The sequence below is a fragment of the Haloplanus vescus genome (assembly GCF_900107665.1).
GTDB classification, from domain to species: Archaea; Halobacteriota; Halobacteria; order Halobacteriales; family Haloferacaceae; genus Haloplanus; species Haloplanus vescus.
This window is the reverse complement of record NZ_FNQT01000004.1, coordinates 104,881-117,358: the sequence shown is the minus strand read 5'-3', so window position 1 is coordinate 117,358 and position 12,478 is coordinate 104,881. Positions and strand designations below refer to the sequence as shown.

7 protein-coding genes are annotated in these 12,478 nt (G+C 57.4%); 5 read left to right on the top strand and 2 right to left on the bottom strand.

The genetic code is table 11. The features are described 5' to 3' along the window. The first annotated feature begins 90 nt into the window (after positions 1-90). Positions 91-777 carry an SOS response-associated peptidase gene (locus tag BLU18_RS12375; RefSeq protein WP_092635502.1) on the top strand — a complete coding sequence of 229 codons (687 nt, stop codon included), beginning with the start codon at positions 91-93 and terminating at the stop codon, positions 775-777. Positions 778-795: 18 nt separating this feature from the next. Here the strand turns inward: BLU18_RS12375 and BLU18_RS12370 are convergent, their stop codons facing one another. Continuing rightward, on the bottom strand, positions 796-1,824 hold the full coding sequence (locus BLU18_RS12370) for a Cdc6/Cdc18 family protein (protein ID WP_092635360.1): 1,029 nt from the start codon (positions 1,822-1,824) through the stop codon (positions 796-798). A gap of 671 nt (positions 1,825-2,495) precedes the next feature. On the opposite strand from BLU18_RS12370, the gene BLU18_RS12365 reads away from it, so the two are divergent. Next, complete coding sequence (locus BLU18_RS12365; RefSeq protein ID WP_092635500.1) at positions 2,496-5,771, top strand: N-6 DNA methylase family protein; 3,276 nt, start codon at positions 2,496-2,498, stop codon at positions 5,769-5,771. Positions 5,772-5,783: 12 nt separating this feature from the next. Here BLU18_RS12365 and BLU18_RS12360 read toward each other — a convergent pair whose 3' ends face one another. Further along, on the bottom strand, positions 5,784-6,035 hold the full coding sequence (locus BLU18_RS12360) for a DUF8139 family protein (protein WP_092635358.1): 252 nt from the start codon (positions 6,033-6,035) through the stop codon (positions 5,784-5,786). A gap of 59 nt (positions 6,036-6,094) precedes the next feature. Here BLU18_RS12360 and BLU18_RS12355 point away from each other — a divergent pair, with 59 nt between their 5' ends. The 3 genes from BLU18_RS12355 (at position 6,095) to BLU18_RS12345 (ending at position 12,456) form a co-directional block, all read left to right on the top strand. Then, the gene (locus tag BLU18_RS12355; protein ID WP_092635356.1) at positions 6,095-6,871 is read left to right on the top strand and encodes a hypothetical protein; all 777 of its coding nucleotides are present in this window, start codon (positions 6,095-6,097) and stop codon (positions 6,869-6,871) included. Positions 6,872-7,228: 357 nt separating this feature from the next. Beyond that, positions 7,229-9,610: a PD-(D/E)XK nuclease family protein gene (locus tag BLU18_RS12350; protein WP_245697953.1), complete on the top strand. Its 2,382-nt coding sequence runs from the start codon at positions 7,229-7,231 to the stop codon at positions 9,608-9,610. Continuing rightward, positions 9,607-12,456 (top strand): UvrD-helicase domain-containing protein, encoded by a 2,850-nt coding sequence (locus BLU18_RS12345; protein ID WP_092635352.1) that lies wholly within the window; start codon positions 9,607-9,609, stop codon positions 12,454-12,456. Before BLU18_RS12350 ends, BLU18_RS12345 begins: the two co-directional genes overlap by 4 nt. Positions 12,457-12,478: the final 22 nt, after the last annotated feature.

The window sequence follows — 12,478 nt, the reverse complement described above, 5'->3', positions numbered from 1 at the left end:
TCCGGGGCTGTTTGTTGGTTAAGAACATCGGCGCTGACGCGAAGTTCCTGTGCGATTACGTTGAAGATGCTACCCTCCGAACTCCTCGGTATGTGTGGCCGAAACTCGCTCTTCATCGACCAAGCAGACCTCGAGGCCCGCTTCGATGCCGAGGTCGTCGCGGACGGCGGGTACACACCCCGATACAACATCGCGCCTGGCGACGACCTCCACATCATCACGAACGAGGCCTCCGACGAGATTGACGCCTACCACTGGGGGTTGATTCCGTTCTGGGCGGACGAGCCCGAGGAGGGCATCATCAACGCTCGCTCCGAGACTGCCGACGAGAAACGCGTCTTCGAGCGGGCGTGGAAATCACGTCCCTGCCTCGTCCCCTCGTCAGGGTTCTACGAATGGAAATCGCCGAACGGCGGGTCGAAGCAGCCCTACCGGATTTACCGGGAGGACGACCCCGCATTCGCGATGGCTGGGCTCTGGGACGTCTGGGAGGGCGACGACGAGACGATCTCGTGCGTCACGATTCTCACGACGGAGCCGAACGACCTGATGAACTCAATCCACGACCGGATGCCGGTCGTCCTCCCGCAGGACGCCGAGTCCGACTGGCTCGCCGCAGACCCGGACACCCGCAAGGAACTGTGCCAGCCGTACCCGAAGGACGACCTAGACGCTTATGAGATCTCGACGCGAGTCAACAACCCTGGCAACGACGATCCCCAGGTCATCGAGCCGCTGGACCACGAGCAATCGGGCCTCGGCGAGTTCAGTTCCTGATAGCTGACGGCGTCACGGTCACTGCATCGGCGATGCAGCTGCCGAATCGACGAGCGAGTACTCTCGATCCCGACTCGTGCCTTCCGCCTCGAGGAGGTTGTACTGCTCCATCTTCGAGAGATACGTGCGGATAGTCCGCTTCGTCCGTGGGTCATCGACGTCCTCGGTATAGCGCTCGTGAATCTCGCTCGGCCCGACCGGGCCGTGCTCGCGAACGATGTCGTAGACGACGCGCTGGTGCGGCGTGAGCGAGTCGAGGCTCTTCTGCTTGATCTGGGCCCGAGCATCCTCGGCGGCGTCCAGGAGAATATCGTCGGTGATGCGCTCGTGGTTCTCACGATCGGCCTTGCCGGCGGCTGTTCGGAGGATGCCGATTGCGAGGCGGGCGTCGCCGGCGGCCGCGTCGGCGATCCGGTAGAGCTGGTCGTCGGTGATGACGTCCTCATCGAGGCCCCACTTCGCCCGCGCACTCAGAATGTCGTACAGCTGCTCGTCGTGGTACTTGTCCATCCGGACGTGTTCACTCGAACGGAGCCGACTCACGAGCCGGTCGTCGACGCGGCTGAACAGCTCCTCCTCCTTGTTCGCGATGCAGATGATCGCAAACTGCGGGAGGCTGTGGAGGTCGTAGATGACGCTGGGGTCCTCCAGTTGGTCGACCTCGTCGAGAATGACGACGGTTCGCGGGCCGTCGTGCTGCTGGAGGCGGTCGACGAGTTCGTCGTGCGGCGTCGATTGTCGGTGGATGTCGATGGTCGCGCCGAGGTCGTCGAGGATCTGGTAGAGCGTGCGGAACCGCGTGTAGTTGCGCCAGCAGTTGACGTAGGTGGTCTCGACGTCGAGGACCTCTTCCCGGAGTCGTTCGGTGACGAACTGCGAGATGCAGGTCTTGCCGGCGCCGCTGGGTCCAGTGACGATGGCTGTGTCGGCGGGTTCCCCGTTCGTGATGGGCTCAAGAACGCTGGAGAGGTGGTTAACTTCGGCGTCGCGATGCTCAACTTCCCGAGGGACGAACCCGGCGCGGAGAACGCGAGCATCGCGGATCATCTTTGATTGATAGACTGGTTTTCTGGCTAGTACTAAAAACGTGACCGGGGTGTTTCCGGAAAGTACTATTCAATCTCAGTTCAATCCGAGTTTGACCACGCTGTGATGCGGTTCGTTTTGAGGAAACCAAGCATTTCCGGAAACACCTGAGGTCGAACGTAATGTGGCGTTTGGCAAGGCAATGCCACGTCAATCATACCCCAGTGCTTCAAAAAACCGCGATATCATAGTCGCTGTCTTGTACGTGACGAGCATCTGGTTGCCGGAATTGTACTTTTCAGCAAACCAGTCCACGACATCATACAGTAGCTGTGCTTCGGCTTTGTATCTCGAGTCCATTCAAAATCGTACTCTCCGTCCGGGGACAGGACGACGGGGGAGACGTGTCCGATACGATAGCAACGGGAATTCAGTGTTCCGGTCGGTTGAACTACGGTTCAGGGGCGGCGAAAATTGTTTCATTGTCGAGAGCGACACGGTCATGTCAGAGGTGTCTCAATACCCTACCTCAAATTCCAGTAATTTACCCAACACGACAAATTTTTTAATAGCGGCCAAGGGGATGGACAATGGCGCCGTGACTGGTTAAGGGATAGAACAAAGTATCCTGTATAAGAAAGAACCCAATATCCTTGCCGACTAATCAGCACTCTCTCTTCGACGCGGACCTAGTGGATGAGTACTTACAGCAACAGGAAGTCGAACGCCCAGTCGATACCGACGACATTGTTGATGCCGTGGAAGGCTGGACGGGAACGAGCACGTCACTCACTGAGCGCAACCTGCAGCAATCGTTCGTAAGTGACATTTTCAGCGATGTACTTGGATACACTCGACCGCGCGGCAGCGCCGGTGAATTCCAGCTCCTCCCTGAATCACTCTCCGAAGGCGGTGACGGGTTCCCCGACGTTCTACTCGGTCACTTCGAACAGGACGACGGGGATCTCACTGAAGACGTCAGGAAAGTCGTCGGAGAGCTGAAAGACCCGGGGACGGACCTCGATAAAGTCGATCCATCGCGCCTCAAATCACCGGTGGAGCAGGCATTCGAGTACGCGATCACGAACGGTCTGTCCGTTCGGTGGGTTGTCGCGTCGAACATGGAAGTAGTCAGGTTGTACCACCACGGCAGTATCGACCATTACGAGGAGTGGGAGATCGACGAGTTCCTTGACGCCGACGGTGAGTTGACCGAGACGTTCTGGGAATTCTACTTCATTATGCACCGACGGTTCCTAATCGGTGAGGATGCCGATTCGGACATCGAGGACCTCATGGCGCAGAACCTGTCCGAACGGTTGGAACTCACCGAGGACTTCTACCAATTCTACCGGGAAGCTGTGGAGGACGTGTACGAGGAAATTATCAACGAAGCCCCGGAGCTCGGCGAATCCAGCGACGGGCAACTCGCCGCGATTCAAGCCGCTCAAACCCTGATACACCGCGGTCTCGTAATTTGCTTCTTCTCAGACCACCCGTCCGGACTACTCCCGGACGACCTGCTTGAGGACGTCGTCAGCACCGGCGCGACACTCCCGACGCTGGACGACCGGAAAATCTACCCGCTCATTCAGGATATGTTCAGAGTCATCGACACTGGGAGCCCGGACGAGTACCCGTACGATATCTTCGGGTACGACGGCGGGTTGTTCGAGGAGGACGAAGTGCTGCAGTCAGTGACCCTCCCGGACGAGTTGTTCACTCGGGAATACGAGATCGGGGATACGACGATTAACGGCGTGTACGGGTTCTACGAGTACGACTTCCACCAAGACCTGAATGAGCACGTTCTCGGCCGTATCTTCGAGGAGAGCGTGGGTGATATCGAGCAGGTGCGAGCGAACCTCGCAGAAGGCGAATCGAACCCGTTCAGCGGTGACCGAGGGGACTATGGCCTGTACTTCACGCGGGAGGGTCTCACCGAGTACGTCGCCGAGCACGCGATACAGGACCTTCTACAGGACAAGCGCACGAAGATTCGGGACGAGTTAGACCTTGAGAACGGGGAGATGGAGATGGAGAACCCCGACAAGGAATTCCTTGAAGCCTACCTGAAGGAAATTGTCAACATCCGAATCGCGGACATCGCGTGCGGGTCCGGTGCGTTCCTGGTTTCTTGTTTCAACCACTTGAGTCGTGAGGCGCGACGGGTGCACGAAAAGCTCCGATCCGCACGAGCGACCGGATCCGACGGTCACTACCAAGTTTCACTTGAATCGTACGAGCAGACTGAAATCGACATTCTCGACAAATCGCTGCATGGTAACGACCTGCTGCAGGAAGCGATTGAAATCTCGAAACTCTCCGTGTGGCTACGCAGCGCGCGGAAGAATACGTCGCTCGGTATGCTTACTGGGAATTTCGCGTCGCAAGACGCACTCGACGGTGAAATCCAATTCGAAGACGAGGATGAAACGCCCGGATTCGGCGAATTCGACCTGATTATCGGGAATCCGCCGTGGGGCGGGCAGGTGAGTCCCGAAGCCGCGGAGTGGTTGAGTGACGAGTTCGGCGACGAATTCGACGTCGATAATCTCGACACGTACGAACTGTTCATTCTCGTCGCACTGAAATACTTGAACGACGACGGACGGTTAGCGTTCGTACTCCCGCAAACCCTGTTGAATCCGGACCACTCCGGTGTCCGCGAGCACTTACTGGGGAACTACACGTTCGAACGGTACCATATGCTCGGAGCCGACTGGTTCGGTCCAGAAATCCGGATGAACACCACGACGCTGCAAGTCCGGAACGAGGATCCGAGCGACGGGAATACGTTCCGTAGCATGACGCTCGTAGACGATGACCGGCGAGCGGCGATAGAAGGTGAGTTGAGCCTGTCACAGCTGGAGTCGGCGTATTCATTCGATATCCCGCAGGACCGGTGCATCGAGTCCGGGGAGATCGAGCCGTTCCGCTACACTACAGACGACGAGATACTCGGGACGATGCAGTCGAACTCAATTCCGCTCGGTGCGTTATGTGAATCACACCGCGGAGTTGAGCTTAACAAAGCCGGGCACATCATTCAGTGCCCCGCATGCGGAGTGTGGATGCCGCCGCCGCGAGGACGTGACCCGGACACGAAGAAAACGTGCCCCGACTGTGAGACTGAATTCGAGTACCAGAACAAGCTCGGGGAAGAGTACATCGTTTCCGACGACCCGGCAGACGGTGATGTGACGTACATGGACGGGGATTCCTTCGGGGAACGGTACGATCACTTGACGCTGAAAGGGTTAGACACCGGGTACAACGGAATTCAGTACAAGGACGAGGAGATCTATCGCGGGGATAAAGTGTTCATCAGGCAAGCCGGTGTAGGTCTGTCCGTCGCGTACCACGGTGATCCCGTGTACTGCCCGCAAAGCGTCTACATCTACAAAATCCGGGACGACCGGAGTGAAATGCGGAACTGGTACGTTGACATTGACCCTGATGACGAGGAGTATGACGGGAAGTGGACCGTCCCGGAGAATATCCCAGACGGATTGAACACGGAAACGTACCACAAGTTCCTGTTAGGCGCGTTGAACTCCCGCGTATTCCATTACTACGTGTTCAAACGGTTCGGTGAAATTGATGCTGCGCAGGCATTCGCTAAGCTGACACAGACGAAAATCCGGTCGCTCCCGATCCCTGTTGCGAAGCTAACGACAGAGGAGGGCGTGGAGACGGCAGAGAAAATCGCAGAGTGTGTCGAGGAGTTGCTGGCCGGTGACGGGGAGTTAGGTGGAGAAACGGACTGGAAGATCGAGCAAGCACTACAGGACTTGTACGGTCTCGACGGAAGCGACATGGTCCATATCTCTAACCAGATGGGTCTCGTCGCGTATCATCAAACGATGCAGGAGCTGTACCCTGATGGGAAGCCGCCGGCACCGGAGCGGAAGCAGGACGTGACGTTGAACGTGGACGCCGCGGAAGCGGCCGAAGCGGACGATTAGACGGCGACGCGGCTACTCTTCGGGGACGAGATCTGCGTGCCGAAATTCGACGGGAAGTACGCCACCGTCCTCAACGGCGCGTACACGGTACGTGAACCGGTCCGAGTCGCGCCCGCTCTCTCGGTCTAAGTCGTCGGCGAACCGGTCTACGACCTCGCAGCGGACGCCGTGGAAGCGACTGTCCGGGTCATCCGGGTCGAGATACACGCGCACTGTGTCGTCCGGGTCGTACGGGTCCGGTGAGGGTTGCGGGATGTCTTCCATTCCCTGTCTTCGAGTACCCCGACCACCCATTTATTATCAACGAGTGACGGTTAACCAGTATGTTCGAACGTTTCCGTGACTATATCCCTCAATTCAGCTTTACTGCAGTGAAGGCCGTTTTCGTCGAGAACTTCGTCTTCTGGCAGTCAAATACTGAGGTTCCGACCGAGGACCTGCAAGACACTATCGAGCGGCAAAGCAAACCAGTCGTGAAGAGTCGAAGGAGGGAGACCCAGTCGAAAAGCGGCCGAGGCAGCACGTTCGATATTCTCACGATCCAGCTGGAAAATCTCGGTGAAGGCGTCGCTCAGAACCTGTATGTTCGGCCCACACTCGTCGTCAGTTACGATCCAGACCCCGGAGAAGGGACGCCTATCGACATAGAGGACGCGTGTTTCCTCACTCCCGCCGGTGACGGATTCGAGATCCTCCCAAGATACTTCCCGTTGAACAGGACCGAGGGAGACCAGTTTGAAAATAACTCACGGGAGGGCGGGGTGTTAAGCCCAAATGAAGGCCGTGTCGAGTTCAGCACGCAAGTTGAGTTTGAGGAGGTGTTCCACGGCGAAGAGGGTCGAGCCGAGTACGTCCGGTCGCCAGTGTTTGAGACAACTCAGCGACTGTATGACGCCGGGATTCGATATGTTTCCTTCCAGCTACACGTGCTGTATACGGACGTGAACGAGAACGTGTATTTTAATCAGGTGATGGGGAAGCCAGGTGAGATTACTGGTGGGGTGACGCTGGAGGATATCCGCGAATTCCGATTCTCGTCGGAGTCTTCAGATCACAAGTTGCAACGACGGGTCGAAGAGACATTCAAGTACCCGCCGTGAGTTGTGAGCGGTGTTTGTGAGGTTTGAATCTTCCATTCATACAGAACGACGGTCCGGGCTATAGGACTCACGACCGTCGTTCTGAAGCTGTACATTTCCAAAGCCTGATCTAACTGACAAAGATTTAACCGACATCACTGACTGTCTCTGAGCGTGCCATTTCCCCGCGCCAAATCGCCAGGCCAACTCTACGAAGAGGTTCGATCGTACGACCGGGTGATCACTCCGGATGGGCCGCTTGCAAGTGCTCTCAACCGCCACCTCGATCGTTCGCATCTCGGTCCGTTCGCGATCCCACCACGCCGACTTGCAGTTGGTCGACGCCAAGAGTCCGAGGACCGTCTCGCTTTCCTCGGTATGCTTGATCACGAGGACCTCTCCTGGAAGCGCTGTGCATACGCGGTTGGGAATATCCTCCAGTGTTGGGAACACCGAGGGTCACACGACGCTATCTTCGAGTACGACGGCTACGTCGACGATGCCACCGAACGAGCTGTGGAGCGAATCGCGAAACTCGAGACCGCCTCGATGAAGCTCACAAACGAGACCATCGATCCGAATTTCGACGTGGTCGTCGTCGAGCCGGCGATGCTCACCCAGCTCGAACGAGCGTATCTGCCTGCCGAGTACGACACGGTCGACCTCTTCGCTGATACCGAGTTCGAGCTCCCGCCGTTCCGTATACACGATTCGCCGACTGCGATCGTCGAGACCGTCGTCGATTCCGTCGATGACGAGAACGCTGATAACGTCGGGATTGTTCTCGATCAGGAAAGCGAATACTCACCGCTTATCGAGTCCGCGCTCGAAGCGGCCGATATCCCGTTTTTCGGCGGGCCGGGATTCACAGATCGCAGCGAACACCGGTTGTTCCTCCACCTCCTCCGGACCGCCCACCGGGGGACTGATACCCGAATAAGCGAGATCCGGTCGCTGTTGACGGTCTTCGATTGTGACGTCGTCGACGCTGACACAAACAAGCGACTGCACGAGCTTGACGATGGAGATCTCAAGTGGCTGATCGACTTCTGCCACGATGTCCAAGAGTACACGTTCTCGGATGCCCTTTCAGTGTTTGAACGCCACGCCGGCGACACGCTGGATGCCTTCCGGGAGGAACTGGAGACACTCACCATCGCGGACGAATCCATCACGGAAGCGCGCCTCGACGATTTGTCGTTCTATCTCCAGACCTACGAGGTGCCGGTCGATCGAGAGAACGAGGGTGTCTTGCTCGCCGATGCGAAATCAGCGTCGTACGTGGGTCGTGAGGTTGTCTTCTACCTAGGGCTTGACGACCGCTGGACCCACTCGGCCCCACGTCGTCCGTGGGTCGACCAGGACGCCCAGTTCACACGGAATCTTAAGAGCTTCCAGCTGCTGTTGCAGAGCGGCAGCCAGCAACACTATCTCGTCCAAGATGCGACCGGCGGATCACCCGTTACGCCGTGCCTGTACTTCGAAGAGCTCCTCGAACCGGAGTACGACCGCTTCTCCGATCTACCTTCGACAAGTCATCAGATCGAAACCGCAGCACGAGCTGGTGACGGATTCGAGAACGAACCTGTCGGTGTGACTTCCGACCCGGTCGAGACGATCAGCAAGTCGAGTCTCAACACCTACGTGAACTCACCGCGAGACTACTACTTCAGCCGGATAGTCGACGGTCCGGAGAAGGCGTATCTCACCGAGGGCAACCTGCTCCACGACTTCGCGGAGTTCTACGTCAACCATCCGGACGAGATTGACGAAGAGACACTCTCGGAGGTCGTCGAACTTATGCTCGAGGACGTCCGTCCGCTGGTTCGCTCCGTCGACGAACGGACCCGGCGCACTGAATATCGTGCGAGCCTCGAAACGATCGTCTCATATCTTGACGCGAACCAGCCGACCGAGGGCGCGTTTCTGACGCCGTCCAGTGGGGGTGATAATGCCGTCGCTGCTCACTTCGGTCGCGATATCGACTCTCCCGTGACTGAACGTCGGTTTACTGACGAAGAATTGGGCATCAACGGAATGATCGACCTCGTTCAGTCGCAGCAAGAACTGCTCGACTACAAGAGTGGCAGCGAGAGCAGCGCCACCTCAATCGTCAAACACGCCGCGATTGACGAGCCGACAGACGAGCCTGACTTTCAGGCAGCACTCTATCTCACCTATTGGCGATCACAACGTCCGGGTGACCAACTCTCGTTCACCTTCTTCTACGTCACCGAACTCGTCGACGACGTGATCGCCGGCGACGCCGACATCGACGACGCGTTGACGACTGTAACATACTACCCTGAATCGCTCACCGAGCACGTGCAACGTGAGGAGTTCTTCGAGTATCTCCGTGAGGAGGGGGCACAGAAGTGCCAAAAGATCCTCTCGAAGATTGACTATCAGACGTACGCCGCGCTCTTCGATGCTGCGCAGCTCGTCGAGACGACCGATAGCGACGAACTCATCGAGTCCGAGTTCGGACAGACGATGATCGATCGACTCCAAGCGGAGATTGGCGAGTACAAGTACGTGACGACGGGGAGCAAGCAGGTGATGCGAGCAATCGTCGACCGACAGAAGGGTGCATTCTTCAAACGTGATCTCGATGCGTTCGAATCATTTGTCGACGAGCGACTGACGGAACTCAACCGACGCCGCACTGGCGACGAGGAATTCCCCATCGAGGGGCTTGCCGACGAGACGAACTACCGACGGGTAGACAATCGTGACCTTCTCTTAGAGGGTGAACAATGAGCGGCGTCGACCCGAACCGGGAGCAACGCGAACTCATAGAGGCGACCGATGGCCTCTATCTCGTTGACGCGGGTGCTGGCACCGGGAAGACGTTCACCGTTACCCGGCGATACGCAAACATTGTCGCCCAAGATGGCGTCGATCCCGAAGACGTGCTGTTGGTGACCTTTACGAACAACGCGGCCGAGGAGATGCGGGAACGGATAGTGCGTCACAGCGAGTACGGGATGCGGGAGCTCGCGAACGCGCCGATCCAGACGTTCCACTCGCTGTCACACGACCTGCTCGACGAATACGGACACGACGCACCGATGTCCCTCGGGATCGAAGAGACGATCACTGGCTCGACACGGATTATCGAAGACAAAATCATCGAACAGGCGCTGTTTCGTGAGTTCATCGGCCAGTTCATCGATAACCACCCAGAGTATGACGAGTTCTTCACGGCACTGTCGGAGACGTCGGAGCTACTCGATCTGATCAAGGAACTGTCCGCAAAAGGTGTGTTCCCCACTGCGGATGGCTGGTACCGGGACAGCGAGTCACACCTCGATGGGGACTTTGAGGCGTTCGAGACGCTGTTCACCGACCGGAATGAACCACGGAACGGCGGGAGCAAGCAATCGAAGCTTCGAAAGAAGCTCTATCAGTATGGTGAAGATAAGACGTATCTCCCGAAGGCGCCCGCAAAGTGGGACATCCGCGGCGATGGCAAGCAAGTCCCTGCGGACCTCGCTAAACGTGTCTTCGAGGAGGACCGAACGGCTCTCAAGCGGTTCGTCCACGACGTATATCACGCCTATCTTGAGTTCGCGCTTCGGCGGAACTACCTGAACTTCGGGTTCCTTCAGCTGTTCGCGTTCGTGCTTCTGTGTGAGGATCACGACCTCCGAGAGCAACTGGGGTACGAGTACGTGATGGTCGATGAGTTCCAGGACTCCAGTGAGATCCAGTTTAAACTCACGCTGCTGCTTGCCGGCACGAACAACATCTGTGTGGTCGGCGACTGGAAACAGAGCATCTACAGCTTCCAGTACGCGGACGTCGACAATATCCGCGAGTTCGACGATCGGCTCGAACGATTTACCGCGGAGCTGAATCGGGACGTAGATCGAGTCACGTTCCCGACGACGCCGGTTGATGACAAGCAGCTGACGCGGAATTACCGGTCGACGCAGTCCATCTTGGACTTCTCTACCCACGCGCTGACTGCCCGTGCGACAAAGAACGAATCTCTGGATGCGGAGGCTATCTCCGAGCAGGTTACACCACTGACTGCCGATACAGATCGAGATGATAGCTACATCGAGGCGCTCACGAGTGAGGACGAACACGAGGCCATTCTCGCGAAGATCGACGCAATCGTCGACAACGATGATTACGCCGTCGAAGGCGACGACGGCACGTATCGCGCTCCGGAGTACGGCGACATCGCTGTGTTGACGCGAACCCGCGATTTCGGTCGGGATCTGCTCGATACGGCGAGTACGTTCGGTCTGCCGATGGCCTACGAGGGTGGGATCGAGGTCTTCCGGACCGACGCCGCGAAGCTGGTGTTAGCGTGGTTACGTATCCTCGAACGTGACGCTGAACGCGGGTGGGCACTCGTCCTCGAAGAGGCTGGCTACACGATTGACGAGACGAAGACGATCATCGAGCGTGAGGCATATCCCGAAGCTATGGTCGCATTCCGAGAGGATCTACGGGATTTGGAGACGTTCGGCGGCGTCGCCCGACGCGTGTTCGAACAGTACGGCCGTTCCGGCCCGACCGCAGACGTCGTCCTCGACACTATTCAGTCGGTTCACGGGACGACGACGTTCACCCGTGGAGAGCTGATCCGATTCATCGAGGAGGCGATTGCTGATGGGAGTACACACGACGTCGACGCCGGGGCTGGGACGAACGCGGTGACTGTCCAAACGATCCACGCGACGAAAGGGCTCGAATACCCGATCGTCATCCTCGCAAATATGAACGCGAACAAATTCCCGTCTTCCGGTGGCAGCGGAAGCGATATTGCCTACACCGACCCGATTGGCCTCCGTCAGCGGAAGGTGTACTCAGAGGATGCACACGGCGTTCCACACGTCTACGACGACTGGAAGACTGACGTTCTTAATCGCTGCCTCCCACAGAACTACGACGAGGAACGTCGGCTTCTCTATGTGGCTGTCACGCGTGCTGAGAGCCACCTCGTCTTGACTGGCGGTACTGACCCAAATTCGTTCCTCGATTCACTCCCTGTTGATGTCGAAGATATCGACCCCGATCTATCTGCGTTCGACCCAGAACCCGGCGAGCATTCGACCTACACGGTCGATATTCCGGAGCCTGATGGACCGGCAAGCTACTCACCACACACCTTCATCGATGACGCAGTCTTCGAAGGGAATACCGGCGGCCGGGGAATGGAGTTCGGGTCAGACGTCCACGAGTTTGCGGAACGGTATGTTCTCGGTGAAGCAGTCGAAACCGGCGATAACCCTGACAAAGAGCACGTCAAGGCGTTACTCGACTCACTCGAGGGTGAGACGAGAGCCGAGATCGATGCGTTCCTTCCGCTTACCGTCGACGGCGAGAAGGTAACGATCGGCGGCATCATCGACTTGCTCCACGTGACATCTGACCGTGTTGAGATCATCGACTACAAAACCGATCTCACAACGCACGCAGAAGATGAATACCGGAAACAGCTCAGTATCTACTACCATGTCGTCGCCGACCAATATCCTGATCGGTCGGTTACTGCGTCTATTTTCTACACCGATGATGGCACTCGGCACAATATTACCCCTCTCGATAAGGCGGCTCTTCGAGAGCTAGTGGTAACACATAGTGTTTAAATTACTTGTCTCGTGGGTACTG

Bases quoted from the DNA above. Each gene is read 5' to 3' on its own strand.
- BLU18_RS12360 (WP_092635358.1), bottom strand. From the start codon at position 6,035: ATGGAAGACATCCCGCAACCCTCACCGGACCCGTACGACCCGGACGAC.
- BLU18_RS12345 (WP_092635352.1), top strand. From the start codon at position 9,607: ATGAGCGGCGTCGACCCGAACCGGGAGCAACGCGAACTCATAGAGGCG.
- BLU18_RS12355 (WP_092635356.1), top strand. From the start codon at position 6,095: ATGTTCGAACGTTTCCGTGACTATATCCCTCAATTCAGCTTTACTGCA.
- BLU18_RS12350 (WP_245697953.1), top strand. From the start codon at position 7,229: ATGCTTGATCACGAGGACCTCTCCTGGAAGCGCTGTGCATACGCGGTT.
- BLU18_RS12375 (WP_092635502.1), top strand. From the start codon at position 91: ATGTGTGGCCGAAACTCGCTCTTCATCGACCAAGCAGACCTCGAGGCC.
- BLU18_RS12370 (WP_092635360.1), bottom strand. From the start codon at position 1,824: ATGATCCGCGATGCTCGCGTTCTCCGCGCCGGGTTCGTCCCTCGGGAA.